This window comes from Pedobacter deserti (genome assembly GCF_024436415.1).
In the GTDB taxonomy this organism is placed as follows: Bacteria; Bacteroidota; Bacteroidia; order Sphingobacteriales; family Sphingobacteriaceae; genus Pedobacter; species Pedobacter faecalis.
The window spans coordinates 2,451,537-2,468,743 of record NZ_JAFMZQ010000001.1 but is presented as its reverse complement, the minus strand read 5'-3'; the positions used below and the strand labels follow the sequence as shown (position 1 = coordinate 2,468,743).

Below are 17,207 nucleotides of genomic sequence, written 5' to 3'. Positions count from 1 at the left end.
TGCTTAAAATTTAAAGTTCCACGTTACGGAAGGTATTATACCAAATAAGGTGGTTTGAACGGCCTGAGTCCTTTCAGGATCGTCGGGATTATCTTCGAAGTCGATTGAAAAAGCGTTATGGCGGTTGTAAAGGTTGTAGATTCCGAACGACCAGTTGGACTGTATTTTGCGTCCCGGCTTGCCTTCTAAAGTCGCGGATACATCCAGACGGTGGTAGTCGGGTGTCCGGTACCCGTTCTTTTCGGTGTAATAGAATACGGTGCGACCGTTGATCTGGTATTTACCGCTTGGAAAAGTAACCGCATTTCCGGTGTTATAAACGAACACGGACGAGAAGGTCCAGCGTTTGCCCGGCTTGTAAATCCCGACCAGCGAAAGATCGTGGGTCCTGTCCTGACGGGCGTAAAACCACCGGCCATTGTCGATGGCATCAAACTGCCGCTGGGTGCGCGACCAGGTATAGCCCAGCCATCCGTTAAGCTTTCCGAAACGTTTCTTAAAAAACAGCTCTATACCATAGGCCCGTCCATCGCCATACAGTAGATCGGCCTCTACGTTTGCATTGCCCCGAAGATCGGTACCGGTACGGTATTCGATCTGATTCTGCATCCATTTATAGTATACTTCGGCAGAAAATTCGTACTTGTTATCGCTGAAATTCCGGAAGTATCCTGAAGCGATCTGATCAGCGATCTCCGGCTTCACGTTGTTGCTGTTCATGATGTACAGGTCGGTAGGCGACGTTGAGGTAGAATTGGACATCAGGTGTATATGCTGGGTGTTCCTGGTGTACGCGGCTTTGATGGAGCTACTGGCATTGAGCTGATAGCTGGCTGAGACTCGTGGCTCCAGGTTGAAGTAGTTGCTGACTAGTTCGCCCCTACCGTAAGCGGTGGTCGTAAGTGTGTTGCCCTCTTCATCGTAGGTACGGAAATTTCCTGGGCCGAGCAGGGAGAAATTGCTTAGTCTGAGTCCGTATACCAGGTTAAACCGCTCTGCCGGACTCCATTCGTTGGATACATAGCCGGCCAGTTCCAAGCCTTTGCGATCTTCATAATTGGTGTTGTTTACACTGGATTGCGGACCGGACTCCAGGTTTCCGGGTGCTATGGTATGATGAATAGCGTTGACGCCAAATTTGAGCCGGTTATTATTACCAATACTGTATTCAAAATCCTGCTTAAGGTTAAAGTCTTTGATGGCGGACTTGATTTTGAAGCTGTTTTCTGCAATCTGGTTTTCGATAACGTAATTGTAATTGCTGTATATCAGTGAAGTATTGGAGAACAGGCGATTACTGAACAGGTGGTTCCAGCGCAGCGTAAGTGTCGAATTTCCCCAATCGAACCCAAAGGTTTCTGAAATCCCGAGATTGTCGCGGCCAAAATAACCCGACAGGAAGATGGTGTTCCGGTCGTTGATCTGATAGTTGGCTTTCGCATTCAAGTCGTAAAAATAGAGTGTGTTCCCTCTTACTGAGCTGTCGGGCGACAAAGCCAGGAAGGCGTCGAGATAGGTGCGCCTGCCGCTAATCATGAAAGAGCCTTTGTCTTTCGAGAGTGGCCCCTCCACTTTAAGCCGGGAGGAAATAAGGCCTATACCTCCTTCTGCGGCAAACTCCTTTTTGTTCCCGTCGTTCATCTTTATGTCGACAACCGATGAGAGCCGACCACCGTACTGAGCGGGCATACCTCCCTTATATACACTAACATCCTTTATGGCGTCTGAATTAAATGTAGAGAAGAAGCCGAGTAAATGGGAGGCGTTATATACCGGAGCTTCGTCGAGCAAGATGAGATTCTGATCGGTGGAGCCGCCCCGCACATAAAATCCGCTGTTGCCCTCCCCTGCTGATTTGATCCCGGGCAGCAGTTGAATGGTTTTGAGCACGTCGCGTTCGCCCAGTAGTACAGGTACGTCGTTGATTTCCCGAACGTTCATCTTCTGCAGGCCCATTTGCGGGTTGATCACATTTTCGTTTTGTCTGGTAGCAGATATGACCACTTCACTGAGCTGGTTGTCTTCCGTAAGTGCTACGTTTAAGCGCGTGTCTTTCCCGAGCGTTATGGTTTGGTTTTCGGTCTTGTAGCCCACAAAACTGATGGTAACGCTGTAGCTACCTGCCGGGGCGCTTAACGAAAAGAAGCCGTAGGCATTGGTAACGGCACCGCTGGTAACCGGGCCGCTTATTCTAACACTGGCACCTATTAACGTTTCACCTGTTGTGGCATCGGTTATGGTCCCGTTTATGGTATATTTATTCTGTGCCGCAGATAACTTACTTAACCCTACTATCAGCAAGATCAGCAACACGCATCGATGTAGCTTTTGCATACTTTTTCCTCGGCTGTAAAAGTAACAAACAAAAACCAATAGACGGTATAGAACAAACATTATCTTAGAACCTATGTTTCTCATTTAATGGCATTAATCAGTTTTACGAGCAAGGGTATTTATTGCCCGCAGGGCAAGTTCTACATAGATCCCTGGCAACCGGTGGATCTTGCGGTGACTACACACGGGCACGCCGATCACGTGCGTTGGGGCAACAGGGCTTATTTATGTCATAAATTGACGGAACCGATTTTGCGCCAAAGACTTGCTGAGGATTTAAGCATACAAACATTGGGATACAACGAGGAGATCAGCATCAATGGTGTAAAGCTGAGCATGTTCCCGGCCGGACATGTGATCGGTTCGGCGCAGATACGCCTGGAATATAGAGGTGAAGTTGCGGTGGTGTCGGGCGACTACAAGGTGGAGCACGACGGCGTGAGCACGGGCTTTGAACCGGTAAAGTGCCATACTTTTGTGTCGGAAAGTACTTTTGGCCTGCCTATTTACAAGTGGCAGCCTCAGCAGGTGATCTTTAACCAGATCAGGGATTGGGTGGGGGCCAACAAAGACAGAAATAAAACCAGTGTACTTATTGCCTACAGTCTCGGTAAGGCGCAACGGCTGATCAATGGCCTGACTGGTTTCAGCAACATCTATGTACATAGCAGCATTGCGAACCTGAATGACAGATTTATAGCGGCTGGTGTGGATTTGCCTGAAACCATCCGGATTACGCCGGAACTGCGAAAGGAGGAGCTGCAAAAGGGTCTGGTGATTGTGCCCCCGGCCATGGCCGACGGTCGCTGGGTCAAAAATCTGATCAGTCCGGCCGTAGGCGTTTGCTCCGGATGGATGCGGGTACGGGCTGGCCGACGATGGAGAAGTGCGGACGCAGGTTTTGCGCTGAGCGATCATGCTGACTGGCCGGGACTGCTGGATGCGATTAAAGCTACCGAAGCGGAAAAGGTGTTTGTGACGCATGGATTTACGGCTACGTTCTCGAAATACCTGAACGAGATTGGGATTGCGGCTGAAGAGGTGAAGACCCAATACGGGACAGAAGAGGAAGAAAGCGAGGTGGTGGAATGAGAAGATTTACTCAGCTGATCCAGGAGCTTGAAACAAGCAACAAAACGAATGATAAGATAGCCGCGCTGGTAAACTATTTTACGGAAGCGGATGATCGTGATAAACCATATGTGATTGCCATGTTTACCGGCAAGCGGCCTAAGCGACCGGTAAATACTTCCCTGATAAGACAATGGGCCGTAGAGCTGAGCGGTATACCGGAGTGGCTGTTTGCCGAAAGTTATCATAATGTGGGCGATTTAAGTGAAACGATTGCGCTGGTACTGCCCCCGCCCTCCCATAGGGCCGAGCGTAAGCTGCATGAATGGGTTGCTGACCTTAGCGCGCTGCGCACGAAGAGCGAGGAGGAGAAAAAGGCATTTATTGTGCAGGCATGGGATAGCCTGGAACCTCAGGAGCGCTTTGTATTTAACAAGCTGATCTCAGGGAATTTCAGAATCGGTGTATCTAATAAGATGCTGGTAAACGCGCTGGCGAAGATAAGTGACGTAGACCCCAGCAAGATTATGCACAGCATTATGGGACAATGGCAACCGGACGCGATCAGTTACGTGGATCTGCTTGCGGGTGTGCATGTAAATACGGACAATTCCTGGCCCTATCCTTTTTGCCTGGCTTATGCCCTTGAAGCTGAACCCGCCTCGCTCGGGGAGGTGAGCGAATGGCAGGCTGAATGGAAATGGGACGGCATAAGAGGTCAGATCGTAAAACGGAATGGCGAACTCTTTATCTGGTCGCGCGGCGAGGAACTGGTGACCGAACAATTTCCTGAACTCCACTTTTTGCGGGAAAAGCTGCAAGACGGGACGGTACTGGATGGTGAGATTCTTTCGGTACGCGATGGACAGGTGCAGGCTTTTAGTTTGCTGCAGCAGCGGCTAAACCGCAAAACAATCAGTAAATCGCAGTTGAACGACGCACCAATAGGCTTTTTTGTGTACGATCTGCTGGAACACAATACCCGGGATATGCGCGATGTCGCTTTGAGAGAAAGGCGGCGCTTGTTAGAACAGGTATTTGCCGAGATAGGTAACGCCACGATGGTGAGCCTCTCGCCTACCATCAGTTTCTCGACCTGGGAGGAGCTGGCAGAACTAAGGCAGGGTTCGCGCGATATGAACAGTGAGGGTATCATGCTCAAGAAACTGGACTCGCTCTACCATTCGGGAAGAAAACGGGGCGACTGGTGGAAATGGAAGATCAACCCCTACACCGTAGATACCGTGATGATCTACGCCCAGAAAGGAAGCGGCAGGCGCGCAAATTTTTATACAGATTACACTTTTGCGGTGCGGGATGGTGATAAGCTGGTTACCGTTGCGAAAGCCTATTCGGGCTTAACCGATAAAGAGATAAAAGAGGTAAATTCGTTTGTGCTAAAAAACGCGGTAGAAAAATTCGGCCCGGTAAGAACGGTGAAACCTGAGCTGGTCTTCGAAATTGCTTTTGAAGGTATTGCAGAAAGTAAACGTCATAAAGCGGGACTTGCTCTTCGCTTTCCCCGCATCGCGAGGTGGCGAAAAGACAAAAAGGCGGACGAGATCAATACGCTGGACGATTTGAGGCAGTTGCTGCAATCGACACTGTAATTTTTATGGGTATAGAGACAAGTAAGGGTTACAAACAGGTAATAAAATGGCTGAAAAGCGACCGCAGAAAGCCTTTTAAATTTCAGACGGATGCCTGGCAGTACTATGCGGAGGGCTACAGCGGGCTGGTGAACGCCCCAACCGGTTTCGGAAAAACATACTCGCTCTTTCTTGCGGTGGTGATTGATGAATTGAACAGGCGGGCTTCGGCCGGCACAAAAAAACATACGGGCGGCTTAAAACTGATCTGGATTACGCCTTTGCGCTCGCTGGCTAAAGACTTGGCACGGGCCATGACGGTGGTATGTAATGAGATGGAACTGGGCTGGTCGGTAGGCGTACGCAACGGCGACACGGCACAGAGTGAAAAACTGAAACAGAAGAAACAGATGCCGGATGTGTTGATCATCACGCCGGAAAGTATGCATTTGCTCCTTGCTCAAAAAAGTACCTTTAATTATTTCAGTGAGCTTCAATGTATTGTGGCCGATGAATGGCATGAACTGATTGGCAGCAAACGCGGCGTGATGGCTGAGCTGGCGATATCGAGGATCAAGGGACTTTTGTATGAGCAGCACCCGGAACGATTGCTTCGCATATGGGGTATATCGGCAACCATCGGGAATATGGAACAGGCCCTGGATGTGCTGGTTCCCTATGCGGATTTGCTGAAGGTAATTGTGACCGCCGATATCGAGAAGAAAATTACGATCAAATCCATCCTGCCCGATCATATTGACATGCTGCCCTGGGCTGGTCACCTGGGCCATAAACTGGCGCCTAAGCTGCTCCCTGTGATCTATGCAAGCAAGACGACGCTGATCTTTACCAACACGAGAGGTCAGGCAGAGCTGTGGTACCAGACCTTGCTTGCAACGGATGAGAACCTGGCGGGCCAGCTGGCCATCCACCATGGTTCGATAGATCATGAACTGCGCAACTGGATCGAGGATGCGCTGCATTCGGGTATATTGAAAGCGGTAGTGTGTACTTCTTCACTGGATCTGGGTGTGGACTTTAAACCGGTAGACACCGTGGTGCAGATCGGATCACCGAAGGGCGTTGCGCGCTTCCTGCAGCGAGCAGGGCGTAGCGGGCACTCCCCTTTTGAGACGTCCAAGATTTACTTCCTGCCCACGCATGCCCTTGAACTTGTGGAGGCGGCGGCGATTAAAGAAGCCGCCCGGACACAGAACATTGAGAGCCGGGAGCCCATGGTGATGGTGTTTGATACACTTGTACAGTACCTGGTTACGCTTGCGGTGGGCGACGGCTTTGACGACGAGGTAATTTTTAATGAGGTGCGGCAGACTTACGCTTTCAGGGAACTGCTGCCTGAGGAGTGGAACTGGATCATGCAGTTTATTACCACCGGCGGCGACAGTCTGACAGCCTACAATGAGTTCAGCAAAGTAGAGCGTGTAGAGGGCCGCTGGAAAGTTACCAGCCGGCAGATCGCCATGCGGCACCGGTTGAGCATTGGTACGATTGTGAGCGATCCGATGATGAAGGTTAAATTTCTGAGCGGCGGCTTTATTGGCATGATTGAGGAGTCTTTCATCTCAAAAATGAAACCGGGCAATAGTTTTACCCTGGCGGGGCGTGTACTGGAATTCATCATGATCAAAGACATGATGGTGATTGTGAAGAAGAGCAAGCAGAAACAGGCGGTAAACCCAAGCTGGATGGGCGGGCGGATTTCGCTTACGGCTAATCTGGGCAGCGTGCTGCGCAAGAAATACAATGAAACGCTGGATAAAAAGCATGGTGACGAGGAACTGGACTTTATTCTACCTCTGTTTGAGCGGCAGGCCAGGGTGTCGCACGTACCTAAGCACAATGAATTTTTGATTGAAATGATCGAAACACGCGACGGTTTCCACTTTTTTGGATATCCGTTTGAAGGGCGGCAGGTACATGAGATCATGGCTGCGCTGATTGCTTACCGGCTGGCCAAAATTAAACCGATCACCTTTTCTATTGCGATGAACGACTATGGTTTTGAGCTGTTGAGTGAACAACCCATTCCGCTAGATGAAGCCAATGTGAAAAGCATTTTTAGTCCGGTGAACCTTGCGGACGATATTGTTTCGAGCATTAACGCTACAGAAATGGCCCGGAGGAAGTTCCGGGACATTGCCTGCATATCGGGTCTGGTATTTCAGGGATATCCTGGGAAGTATGTGGCCAATAAGCACCTGCAGTCGTCTGCCGCACTATTTTTCAACGTGTTTAGCGATTATGATAAACATAACTTATTATTGCGCCAGGCTTATGATGAAGCCTTTTACCAGCAAATTGAAGAACCAAGGCTTGCTGCGGCTTTACACAGGATACAGGCCAGCGAGATTGTTATTGTACGGACCGACAGGTACACACCTTTGTGTTTCCCGATCAAGGTTGACAGTCTGCGCGACAATATGAGTTCGGAGGAGTTAAGTCAGCGCATCGTGCGGATGACTGCTGAGGCGGAGAAGAAGAATGCAAGAAGGAAAAATGACCATTGACTGCAATGGCGAACAACTGATATTAAGTAAAGAGCGGGCGATTTTCTGGCCTCGGGAGCGCATGCTGATCATCAGCGATCTTCATGTGGGCAAGTCGGCACATTTCCGCAAATCTGGCGTACCGGTGCCAGGCTCGGTGGGCACATCTGATCTGAAGCGCCTGGCATCCCTGATCAGGGAGTTTGAGCCTGCTACGCTTTTGGTGACAGGCGATATGTTTCACAATCATCTGAACAGCGACGTGGAGGTTTTTCGCGAATGGCGAAGCAAGTATCCCGAGTTGAAGGTTGTGCTGATAAAAGGCAATCATGACCGACTGAGCGACTCGGAATATGAGGGCCTTGATATTGAAATTCACCATAAAGAGCTATTGCTGGCCCCGTTTCGATTTATCCACGACAAGCCAACTGTGTCTGATGCGTATTTTAATATATCCGGGCACATCCATCCCGGGGTCGTGCTTCATGGCAGGGCAAGGCAGCGACTAAGGTTTCCTTGTTTTTATTTCAGCAGTCACTGCGCTGTTCTACCGGCATTTAGTGTGTTTACTGGGCTGTTCCTGATCAAACCTGAAGCGGGCGACCGGTTTTATGCCATTACCGCGAAAGATGTGGTGGCTGTCTAAGCGATCTGTCGGCCAAGGTTGCTCATCCAGCCTTCGAACATTTCCTGTTCTATGCGAATGATCTCTGCTGCATGCTTTTGCCATTCTGGTGAGAATTCTTCCAGTTGTTTGATCATTTCTTCCAGGTGACCTTCTTCTTCAAGGATAATCGACTTAACGTTTACCCTGCTTTTTGCGTTGCTGAGCACTTCCTGATAGATGGGATACAGTTCGTCTGCCCTTACTTCGATCACATAGGTTACAAAAAGATAGGCGGCAAACTTTAACTCGTAGCCGCTTAGGTTGAACTCCTTTTTCAGGTAACGACAAGCGGCAATATCAAGCGCGTTGAGATAGTATTTGGTATGATCTGGTGTGAGCAATTCTTCGTTGGTATAGGTCTGAAAGAGATTTGCACCCAGTTTGTCTATTTGTTTTTTAAGATAGTAAGCATGCCTGTGCTCCTCTGCGGCATGCTTGAGGATAATGAGATGCACGCTTTCCTTGTGCTCAGATGCGGAAATCTTTTTTGCACCTGCATTTTCCATGAATGAAAGGGTATTTAACCATTTGGCATGCAAAAGGTTATCGTTCACTATATGTTCCAGTATGGGTTTAATTTGCATAGTCAATTTCTGTTAATGCTGCTGATATTGCGCTGTAAATATAGTCCAGATCGTCGTTACTGATGACATAAGGCGGTAAAATATAAATGATATTTCCCAGGGGCCTCATGATAATTCCACGTTCGAGGAAGAAATTATAGAGCCGATTGCGTAGTCCGCTGAGGTAAGATGCATCTTCCCCTGCCTCCCATTCTATAGCCAGTATAGTTCCCGCCTGGCGTACGTCTTTCAATTTGGGATGACCCGCTATTTTGGCGGCAAACTGGCTATGCTGTTTCTCGATCCGTCTGATGTTGTCCATGGTTTCCTCCCGCTCGAGGATATCCAGGCTGGCCAGTGAAGCCGCGCAGGCGACCGGGTTGGCCGTAAAGGAATGGCCATGATACAGCGTTTTAAGCTTATCGGTGCTGTAAAAGGCCTGATATATCTTGTCGTTGCAGGTCGTAATACCCATCGGCATCGTACCTCCAGTAAGCCCTTTGGAAAGGCAATATATATCGGGCGCGGTTTTTAAGGCCTCGCAGGAGAAGTATTTGCCTGTGCGACCAAAACCAGTCATTACTTCATCGGCTATGGTTAAAATACCGTGCGACTGGCAGCTTTCGATCAGCGCATCAAGATAGGCCGCGTCGTACATACGCATGCCTGCCGTTCCCAATACCATGGGTTCAAAGATAAAACAGGCAACTTCGTTCGACAGGTAATTGATTCGAGATCTTAGCTGGCTGATATTTGCTGCGCTAGGCAAATCCAGGAACTCTACATCAAACAACAGGGAATTAAATGGCTCGGTAAACATACTGCGTCCGCTTACAGACATAGCACCGAAGGTGTCGCCATGATATGCTTCCCGAAATGCAAGTATTTTAGTGCGTGGCTTGCCCCCGTTCACCCAATACTGAAGGCACATTTTCAGGGCGACTTCCACAGCTGTAGAACCATTGTCGCTGTAAAATACCTTCTCCTGCCGGCCTGGCAGCAGCGGCAGGAGCCGTTCGGCTAACTGTACTGCCGACTCATGGGTGAATCCAGCGAAGATCACATGTTCGAGCGTTCTAAGCTGTTCGGCCACTTTAGCCGCGATGTGCGGGTGTGCGTGACCGTGAATATTCACCCACCAGCTGGAAACCGCGTCGATATAGCGTTGCCCCGCATCATCGTATAAATAGCATCCTTCGCCACGTACAATGCCGATATGCGGCAGTGCATCCTTCATTTGAGTGTAGGGATGCCAGATAACTTTACTATCCCTTTCGGTTAAATTCATGTAGGGTATTTTTTATTTGTTCGTTCTGCATTAGTATGACCTCGACAACGCGCTGATCGGTACGGAATGTTACATCGCTGGTGCTCAGCTTCTCCAGGGCAACCCATCTGAAGGATTGCAGCTTTCCTTCGTCGAAATCGTACACCTGGGTCTTAAAGGAAAGGTTGAGCGGTGTAACAGGTTTTACCAGGTAATAGATACTCAGGATCTGGCTGTCGTTGAATGACGACTTCTCGTAAAAATCGGTGGTATACAGGTGGCTAAGCACTTCTACCTCAACTTCGCATTCCTCTATAAATTCCCGCTTAAGCGCTTCCAGAAGACCTTCTCCAAGTTCTACGCCACCGCCGGGGAACTTACTGAAGGTCCGGTCGCCCGACTGCTCGTCGCTGATCAGAACCTGATTCTCCTCGTTGATCAGCACGCCATATACCCGTACGTTAAAGTAACTCATTGATCAAAATGTTTTTGGTTCTTGGTAGCATTCTCAATGGTCCATACAATCTCCTCGCGGAAGGGCTCGCGGCGTACCGGACATTCCTTCATATGGCAGTAATGGCAGCACTCAGGCAGACAAGGATCGGCGTGTATAAACAGCTCGGTCTTGTGCGGCGCGGTGCCGTTGATGGTCTGATCTATCTCGGATATCTCGCGGTGAACCTGTGTGAGCTCAAAATAATAAGGCAATGTAATATGGCAGTCGATATGCAGATCGGCGCCATACTGCTGCGCCCTCAGATTGTGTATATCGATCCAGGGATCGCGCCTGTTATGCTGCAGAATAGCGATAACATCTTTGACAACTTCCTGGTTACTCTCGTCCATAAGGCCGCCGACAGAACGGCGGATAAGTTTGTAACCGTTATGAATGATATAACCGGCAAGCAAAATAGATATCACGGAATCCAGCCATGTTAGTCCCGTAACCTTGATCAATATGATTCCGCCGACAAGTCCCGCGCTGGTTATGGCATCCGTAAAAAGGTGTTTGCCGTCTGCTTCGAGGGTAATGGACCTGTGTGTTTTTCCTGCTTTGATCAGATATAGGCCGGTAAACAGATTGATGATACCAGTAGCTCCGATAATGATCGCACCCTCCAGCAGGTTTTCCAGTGTTTTCGGATAGATCAGATCGGCCCCCGATTTAAGCAAAATAATGACACCGGCCGCGGTAATAAGCACGCCTTCCAGAAAGGCTGAGAAAAATTCAATTTTGCCGTGGCCATACGGGTGGTTGTTATCTTTTGGTCTGGTGGCGAGATAGATGCTGTAAAAAGCGAAGGCACTGGCGATGACATTGACGATGCTTTCGGCTGCATCTGTAAGAATGGCATTGGAATGCGTGATCAGATAGGCCCCAAACTTGGCCAGCATCAGTAAAACACTGATGGACAAGGCAATAAGAATGGCTGTCTTTCTAGGATGCAATGTTCTCGATTTGGTGTTCAAAAATACTGTTTAAGGCGCGCATTCCATTAAAAGTATTTTTTTTAGTTCATAATCCGGTGAGGTTCATATCTTTGTGTCCGCACAAATTTTATTGCTATTCACCACCAATTATGACATTTTTATCTAAAAGAATCAACAACCTGTCTGAGTCGCAAACCATTAAAATGGCTAAGCTGGGCAGAGAGCTATCCGCCAAAGGGATAGATGTTATTAACCTGAGTTTCGGGGAGCCTGATTTTTATACGCCTGACTTTGTAAAGGAGGCAGCCAAAAAAGCCATAGATGAAAACTACTCATATTATACTCCGGTATCGGGATACGCTGATTTGAGAAAAGCGGTTACTGAAAAACTATTAAACGAGAATAACCTTACCTATACTCCTGAGCAGATTGTTGTATCGACCGGTGCCAAGCAATCGCTTGCAAATGCGGTTCTGTGCCTGGTAGATCCGGGTGATGAAGTGATCGTTCCTACGCCTTACTGGGTATCGTATTCAGAAATGATCAAGCTGGCGGAGGGCGAGACGGTGTTTATCAACGCAACTGTGGAGAATGAGTTTAAAATCACTGCCGACCAACTTGAAGCTGCAATAACACCTAAAACCAAGCTGTTCATGTTTTCTTCGCCATGTAATCCGACCGGTTCGGTCTACAGCAAAGAAGAACTTGCTGCACTGGTAGAGGTTTTTGAGAAATATCCGAATATTTACATCATATCGGACGAGATTTATGAGCACATCAATTTTGTCGGCCAGCATGCTTCTATTGCTGAATTCGACAGTGTGAAAGACCGTGTGATACTGATCAACGGCTTCTCTAAGTCGTACGCCATGACCGGATGGCGTGTGGGCTATATGGCGGCCAACAAAGAGATCGCTTCTGCTTGTGATAAATTGCAGGGCCAGATCACTTCGGGCACCTCTTCAATCGCGCAGCGTGCTGCTTTGGCTGGTTACCAGGGTGGCTTAGATTCTGTAAAGGAGATGGTTGCAGAATTTAAAAAACGCAGAGACATTGTTTACGCCCTGCTTAAAGAGATTCCGGGCGTTAAGGTTAATCTTCCTGACGGTGCGTTTTACTTCTTCCCGGAGATTAAGTCTTATTTCGGGAGAAGGAATGGCGATACGGTAATCAACAATGCGGAAGACCTGTGTTTATACATCCTCAATGAGGCTCACGTTTCGACCGTAACCGGCGAAGCTTTCGGTAATGAAGACTGCATCAGGATTTCCTATGCAGCGTCTGAAGACCAGCTAAGAAAAGCGGTATCAAGAATTAAAGATGCTTTAGTGAAGTTGTCGTAAGACACTTATCAAATGATAACGAAAGCCGGATATTTTATCAATATCCGGCTTTTTATGTTTTGTCTCCTGATCTGGTTGCCGGTTATGATCTAATGGCTTCGACGGGGTCGAGACGGGAGGCTGAATATGCTGGCCAAAAACCGGAGATAACTCCAATGATCACTGATACACCTATTCCCAGAATAATGTTCGACATAAACAATACCATCTCAAATCCGAAGGAGCCCGCGATCAGCGTACCGATATATACGAGCAATAAGCCAAGTAGCCCACCTAAAAGACATAGTGCAATGGCTTCAAACAGAAACTGAAGCAGGATAAAGTAGTTTTTGGCACCCAGGGACTTTTGTATACCAATGATGTTGGTACGTTCCTTTACAGAAACAAACATGATGTTGGCGATGCCGAAGCCGCCCACGAGTATAGAAAAGCCCCCGATGAACCATCCGGCAAGGTCGACCACCCCAAACATCGTATCGAGCTGATCGGAGGCGATGGTACTTTTGTTGAGCGCAAAGTCGTCGTCCTGTCCGGGCCTGATCTTTCTGATGGAGCGCATAGCTCCTCTCAGCTCACTTTCGACTTCTTCGAGCGCGATGTGATCATAGCCTCTCACTGTAATGGTGGGGTCGTAACGGCCGCTTTCTACATCCATCATACCGCGCGCTAAATTAAGCGGCATAATGATATTCTTGTCCTGCGACATGCCCATCATGTCTTCCCCCTCCTTTTTAAATACGCCTACCACCGACATTTTTCTTCCCATGACCGAGACCTTTTTGCCTATGGCTGGCTGACCGTTGAACAAGCCTTCTGCAAGTGCAGCGCCAATGAGCACTACCGGCGAACCGGCCCTACCCTCGTTCTCGGTAAAATACCTGCCTTCCTGAAATTCCAGGTTCCAGGTTTTGTTAAAGTCCTGCGAAACCGCCCTCAGTCCGGCGCCCTCCACAGCATTTACGCGGTATTTGACGGTGCGCTCGTTTGCGTAGATTTCGTAGGAAACCCCCTGGGCATAGGTTAATCTTTCTTTTAGCAGATCATAATCCCGGAGAGAGGGTTCGGGACGGTTAACATACTTCCACCATGGATAGTCGCCAAATCCACCCCATGGCCACTTTTGGATAAAGATTGTTTTGGAACCTAACTTATCTATACTTTCCTGAAGCTTACTTCTGAACGTGTCGGCCGCTGAGAAAACGAAAATAATGGCAAAAATGCCTATGGTGATGCCTAAAAGCGATAGCATGGTGCGCAGCTTATTCTGGCGTAGGGCATCAGCTGCAAAACGGAAACTCTCGGCAATCAGTCTAAAAATTATCATCATCAGGATTTAGATCAAATGTACCCAAAAAGGTTACAGCTGGATCACTTTAACTTAAAAATTGCTCAACTAGGTTTATAAAAATTATATTAGTAAATTTGCGCCCTAAATTATTACATCAGAAAAATATGAAATTATCTCAATTTAAGTTTAATTTACCTGAGTCGTTAGTTGCAAACAATCCATCTGAACAGAGAGATGAAGCGCGATTAATGGTTCTGCATAAAGATAGTGGCAAAATTGAACACCGGATTTTCAAAGATGTTTTAGAATATTTCGATGATAAAGATGTAATGATCCTGAACAACACCAAGGTGTTTCCGGCCAGACTTTATGGCAACAAGGAAAAAACAGGTGCTACTATCGAGGTTTTCCTGTTACGCGAACTGAACCGCGAACTTCGCTTATGGGACGTTTTGGTTGATCCGGCCCGTAAAATACGTGTAGGTAACAAGCTTTACTTTGGCGATGATGACCTGCTTGTTGCTGAAGTGGTAGATAATACGACCTCGAGAGGGCGTACCATCCGTTTCCTTTTTGACGGTACTGATGAGGAATTCAGGAAGAACATTGAGATACTTGGAGAGACCCCGCTTCCAAAATATATTAAGCGTAAGGCAACCGCTCAGGATAAAGAGCGCTATCAGACGATCTTTGCGAAACATGAGGGTGCAGTTGCTGCTCCTACCGCCGGATTGCATTTCAGCAGGGAGCTTATGAAGAGACTTGAACTGAAAGGCGTTGACTTTGCAGAAGTAACTTTGCATGTGGGTCTGGGTACTTTCAGGTCTGTTGAAGTAGAAGATCTTACCAAACACAAGATGGACTCAGAGCAGTTCATCATTGAACAGCGCGATGCAGATATTGTTAATAAAGCTATTGAAGAAAAGAGAAAAGTTTGCGCAGTTGGTACAACCTCCATGCGTGCCATAGAATCTGCTGTTTCTTCTAACAGGACACTTAAAGCTGCAAATGACTGGACAAGTAAGTTCATATTCCCGCCTTACGATTTCAGTATTGCCAATTCCATGATCACCAATTTTCATACGCCTGAATCGACGCTGCTGATGATGGTAAGTGCCTTTGGTGGATATGAGCATGTAATGAACGCTTACGAAATTGCCGTTAAAGAAAAATATCGCTTTTATAGCTATGGCGATGCGATGCTGATTATATAGGTACTCGTTTGAAGCGAGATTACCGGTTTAAACAAGTCAATGAAATATTTCGCTATTATAGTTGCCGGTGGATCTGGAAGCCGTATGCAGAGCAAGGTTGCCAAACAGTTTTTGTTGCTGAGGGGCCGACCTGTGATGATGTATACGATTCAGGCCTTTTATAAGTGCACACTTAGTCCAGAGATAATAGTTGTACTAAATAGACATCAGCATCACTATTGGGCAGAGCTATGCCGTCTTCACCATTTCGACATTCCGCATAAGGTTGTGGAGGGTGGTGAAACGAGGTTCCACTCGGTTAGAAATGGCCTGTCTCATATCCTGGAACAGGGTGTGGTAGCTATTCACGATGCCGTAAGACCGCTTGTATCGCCGGAACTCATACTCAGGTCTTATAAACAGGCGGAGAAAAAAGGTAATTGTGTAGTTGCCGTCTCTCCTACAGACTCGCTCAGAAAACTGGATGAGGCTGAAGGAAGCCTTGCGGTGAACAGGAATGATTTCATTTTAGTACAGACCCCACAAACATTTATCGTGGAGACGCATAAAGACTGCTATGATATTCCGTACGAGGAGAAGTTTACGGATGATGCCACTGTAGCTGAACATTGTGGCCACGCTATCCATATCGCGGAAGGAGAGCGGGAAAATATCAAAATCACCTATCCAGAAGATTTGGAGATCGCTGATATTTATCTAAAAAAAAGGGGCTTTTAATATAAAAGCCCCTTTTTGTATCTGAAATACTGACTAAGCCGCACTTCTGATAATTCGTAATATTACGGCAATCACTGCAATAACTAAAAGAATGTGGATGATTCCTCCTGTATAGAAATTACCGAAAAAGCTAATCGCCCAAATGATTACCAAGATTACCGCAATTAAATAAAGTAGATTTCCCATAACGTTTAATTTTTAAGTTTATGTTTTTAGATAGATGTAAGAAGCTTATTACTTCATGACAATACATAAACAATCTTCGTTCCAAAATAAAAACCCCGCTGTTTGGCAGCGGGGTTTTTATTTGAGATTGGTACAATCTTAATATTCGTCTTCGTTGAAGAAGAAATCGTCTTTGGTTGGATAATCTGGCCAGATCTCTTCGATTGTTTCATATGGTTCACCATCATCTTCGAGTGCCTGAAGATTTTCGATTACTTCTACGGGTGCTCCCGATCTGATACCGTAATCGATTAATTCGTCTTTCGTTGCTGGCCATGGAGCGTCTTCCAAATGCGATGCGAGTTCTAGTGTCCAATACATATTCTTAATGTTATTTAAGTTGTTCTACAATAATTCGCAAAAGTATATTAAAAAACCTGACGAAAACAAACTTTTTTTTCCACTATTCACAATGGGTTTTGTATGATAACGCTCAGGAACGCGGAATCCAGATATCTTCCTTAAAATCCCCGTCAAAATTGATTTTCCGTGACAGAACAAAGAGGTAATCACTTAGCCTGTTTAGGTAGATCACAACCTTTTGATCTACGAAACTTTCCGAGGCGAGGTGGACAACAAGTCGCTCGGCCCTCCGGCAAACGCAGCGGGCTACATGGCATTGGGCGCCTGCCGTTGAGCCGCCGGGGAGAATAAAATGAGTCAGGTCGGGAAGTTCCAGATTCATCTCATCGATCTCCGTCTCGAGCAGTGTAATGTCAGCGGCGGTAAGGTCCGGAATCTTCATTTTGGATTTATCAGGATCGGCCGCCAGACAGGCACCTATGGTAAACAGTCTGTCCTGAATGTGCTTAAGCATTTCCTTGTAAGGATTGGCCGCGGCATGACTCATGATAAGGCCAAGATGTGAATTGAGCTCGTCGACCGTGCCGTAACTTTCGATACGCAGATCGTATTTTGGGACACGGGTACCGCCTATAAGGGAAGTAAGTCCCTTATCACCTGTTTTCGTGTAAATCTTCATTCGTAATGA

The 17,207-nt window shown here is 47.4% G+C and carries 16 protein-coding genes; 7 read left to right on the top strand and 9 right to left on the bottom strand.

The genetic code is table 11. From position 1 onward, the window contains the following. Window positions 1-3 precede the first annotated feature (3 nt). Complete coding sequence (locus tag J3P40_RS11240) at window positions 4-2,334, bottom strand: TonB-dependent receptor (RefSeq protein ID WP_256005591.1); 2,331 nt, start codon at window positions 2,332-2,334, stop codon at window positions 4-6. An 87-nt stretch (window positions 2,335-2,421) separates the two neighbouring features. Here J3P40_RS11240 and J3P40_RS11235 point away from each other — a divergent pair, with 87 nt between their 5' ends. From J3P40_RS11235 to pdeM, 4 genes are read left to right on the top strand one after another with little or no spacing between them, the layout of a single operon-like run. After that, complete coding sequence (locus J3P40_RS11235; protein WP_256005589.1) at window positions 2,422-3,426, top strand: ligase-associated DNA damage response exonuclease; 1,005 nt, start codon at window positions 2,422-2,424, stop codon at window positions 3,424-3,426. Then, complete coding sequence (locus J3P40_RS11230) at window positions 3,423-5,015, top strand: ATP-dependent DNA ligase (RefSeq protein WP_256005587.1); 1,593 nt, start codon at window positions 3,423-3,425, stop codon at window positions 5,013-5,015. The genes J3P40_RS11235 and J3P40_RS11230 overlap by 4 nt, the downstream gene beginning before the upstream one ends. 5 nt (window positions 5,016-5,020) lie before the next feature. After that, window positions 5,021-7,522: a ligase-associated DNA damage response DEXH box helicase gene (locus J3P40_RS11225; protein WP_256005584.1), complete on the top strand. Its 2,502-nt coding sequence runs from the start codon at window positions 5,021-5,023 to the stop codon at window positions 7,520-7,522. Then, window positions 7,497-8,147, top strand: a complete 651-nt coding sequence (gene pdeM, locus J3P40_RS11220) for a ligase-associated DNA damage response endonuclease PdeM (protein WP_256005582.1) — start codon at window positions 7,497-7,499, stop codon at window positions 8,145-8,147. The genes J3P40_RS11225 and pdeM overlap by 26 nt, the downstream gene beginning before the upstream one ends. Here the strand turns inward: pdeM and J3P40_RS11215 are convergent. The 4 genes from J3P40_RS11215 to J3P40_RS11200 are packed head-to-tail and all read right to left on the bottom strand — an operon-like array spanning window position 8,144 to window position 11,447. Continuing rightward, window positions 8,144-8,752 carry a hypothetical protein gene (locus J3P40_RS11215; protein WP_256005580.1) on the bottom strand — a complete coding sequence of 203 codons (609 nt, stop codon included), beginning with the start codon at window positions 8,750-8,752 and terminating at the stop codon, window positions 8,144-8,146. The genes pdeM and J3P40_RS11215 overlap by 4 nt on opposite strands. Then, window positions 8,742-10,019 carry an adenosylmethionine--8-amino-7-oxononanoate transaminase gene (gene bioA, locus J3P40_RS11210; RefSeq protein ID WP_256005578.1) on the bottom strand — a complete coding sequence of 426 codons (1,278 nt, stop codon included), beginning with the start codon at window positions 10,017-10,019 and terminating at the stop codon, window positions 8,742-8,744. Before bioA ends, J3P40_RS11215 begins: the two co-directional genes overlap by 11 nt. Continuing rightward, the gene (locus J3P40_RS11205) at window positions 9,997-10,473 is read right to left on the bottom strand and encodes an NUDIX domain-containing protein (RefSeq protein WP_256005576.1); all 477 of its coding nucleotides are present in this window, start codon (window positions 10,471-10,473) and stop codon (window positions 9,997-9,999) included. Before J3P40_RS11205 ends, bioA begins: the two co-directional genes overlap by 23 nt. Then, window positions 10,470-11,447, bottom strand: coding sequence for a cation diffusion facilitator family transporter (locus tag J3P40_RS11200; RefSeq protein WP_256007072.1), 978 nt, complete (start codon window positions 11,445-11,447; stop codon window positions 10,470-10,472). Before J3P40_RS11200 ends, J3P40_RS11205 begins: the two co-directional genes overlap by 4 nt. Before the next feature lie 131 nt (window positions 11,448-11,578). Between J3P40_RS11200 and J3P40_RS11195 the strand changes: the two genes are divergently transcribed. After that, window positions 11,579-12,772 (top strand): pyridoxal phosphate-dependent aminotransferase, encoded by a 1,194-nt coding sequence (locus J3P40_RS11195; RefSeq protein WP_256005574.1) that lies wholly within the window; start codon window positions 11,579-11,581, stop codon window positions 12,770-12,772. A gap of 82 nt (window positions 12,773-12,854) precedes the next feature. Here J3P40_RS11195 and J3P40_RS11190 read toward each other — a convergent pair whose 3' ends face one another. Further along, a complete protein-coding gene (locus tag J3P40_RS11190) occupies window positions 12,855-14,096 on the bottom strand; it encodes an ABC transporter permease (RefSeq protein ID WP_256007071.1) in 1,242 nt (413 codons plus the stop codon). A gap of 128 nt (window positions 14,097-14,224) precedes the next feature. On the opposite strand from J3P40_RS11190, the gene queA reads away from it, so the two are divergent. Then, window positions 14,225-15,274 (top strand): tRNA preQ1(34) S-adenosylmethionine ribosyltransferase-isomerase QueA, encoded by a 1,050-nt coding sequence (gene queA, locus J3P40_RS11185; protein WP_256005571.1) that lies wholly within the window; start codon window positions 14,225-14,227, stop codon window positions 15,272-15,274. A 39-nt stretch (window positions 15,275-15,313) separates the two neighbouring features. Further along, window positions 15,314-15,991: a 2-C-methyl-D-erythritol 4-phosphate cytidylyltransferase gene (locus J3P40_RS11180; protein WP_256005569.1), complete on the top strand. Its 678-nt coding sequence runs from the start codon at window positions 15,314-15,316 to the stop codon at window positions 15,989-15,991. Window positions 15,992-16,024: 33 nt separating this feature from the next. Here J3P40_RS11180 and J3P40_RS11175 read toward each other — a convergent pair whose 3' ends face one another. The 3 genes from J3P40_RS11175 to J3P40_RS11165 form a co-directional block, all read right to left on the bottom strand. Next, window positions 16,025-16,177, bottom strand: a complete 153-nt coding sequence (locus J3P40_RS11175) for a lmo0937 family membrane protein (RefSeq protein ID WP_256005567.1) — start codon at window positions 16,175-16,177, stop codon at window positions 16,025-16,027. A gap of 138 nt (window positions 16,178-16,315) precedes the next feature. Further along, window positions 16,316-16,537, bottom strand: coding sequence for a DUF2795 domain-containing protein (locus J3P40_RS11170; RefSeq protein ID WP_008240955.1), 222 nt, complete (start codon window positions 16,535-16,537; stop codon window positions 16,316-16,318). A gap of 112 nt (window positions 16,538-16,649) precedes the next feature. Beyond that, a complete protein-coding gene (locus J3P40_RS11165; protein ID WP_256005563.1) occupies window positions 16,650-17,198 on the bottom strand; it encodes a cob(I)yrinic acid a,c-diamide adenosyltransferase in 549 nt (182 codons plus the stop codon). Window positions 17,199-17,207 lie beyond the last annotated feature (9 nt).

Excerpts from the sequence above, each read along its gene's own strand:
- J3P40_RS11165 (WP_256005563.1), bottom strand. The coding sequence starts at position 17,198 with ATGAAGATTTACACGAAAACAGGTGATAAGGGACTTACTTCCCTTATA.
- J3P40_RS11175 (WP_256005567.1), bottom strand. The coding sequence starts at position 16,177 with ATGGGAAATCTACTTTATTTAATTGCGGTAATCTTGGTAATCATTTGG.
- pdeM (WP_256005582.1), top strand. The coding sequence starts at position 7,497 with ATGCAAGAAGGAAAAATGACCATTGACTGCAATGGCGAACAACTGATA.
- J3P40_RS11230 (WP_256005587.1), top strand. The coding sequence starts at position 3,423 with ATGAGAAGATTTACTCAGCTGATCCAGGAGCTTGAAACAAGCAACAAA.
- bioA (WP_256005578.1), bottom strand. The coding sequence starts at position 10,019 with ATGAATTTAACCGAAAGGGATAGTAAAGTTATCTGGCATCCCTACACT.
- J3P40_RS11215 (WP_256005580.1), bottom strand. The coding sequence starts at position 8,752 with ATGCAAATTAAACCCATACTGGAACATATAGTGAACGATAACCTTTTG.
- J3P40_RS11195 (WP_256005574.1), top strand. The coding sequence starts at position 11,579 with ATGACATTTTTATCTAAAAGAATCAACAACCTGTCTGAGTCGCAAACC.
- J3P40_RS11190 (WP_256007071.1), bottom strand. The coding sequence starts at position 14,096 with ATGATAATTTTTAGACTGATTGCCGAGAGTTTCCGTTTTGCAGCTGAT.
- J3P40_RS11235 (WP_256005589.1), top strand. The coding sequence starts at position 2,422 with ATGGCATTAATCAGTTTTACGAGCAAGGGTATTTATTGCCCGCAGGGC.
- J3P40_RS11180 (WP_256005569.1), top strand. The coding sequence starts at position 15,314 with ATGAAATATTTCGCTATTATAGTTGCCGGTGGATCTGGAAGCCGTATG.
- J3P40_RS11240 (WP_256005591.1), bottom strand. The coding sequence starts at position 2,334 with ATGCAAAAGCTACATCGATGCGTGTTGCTGATCTTGCTGATAGTAGGG.
- queA (WP_256005571.1), top strand. The coding sequence starts at position 14,225 with ATGAAATTATCTCAATTTAAGTTTAATTTACCTGAGTCGTTAGTTGCA.
- J3P40_RS11170 (WP_008240955.1), bottom strand. The coding sequence starts at position 16,537 with ATGTATTGGACACTAGAACTCGCATCGCATTTGGAAGACGCTCCATGG.
- J3P40_RS11225 (WP_256005584.1), top strand. The coding sequence starts at position 5,021 with ATGGGTATAGAGACAAGTAAGGGTTACAAACAGGTAATAAAATGGCTG.
- J3P40_RS11205 (WP_256005576.1), bottom strand. The coding sequence starts at position 10,473 with ATGAGTTACTTTAACGTACGGGTATATGGCGTGCTGATCAACGAGGAG.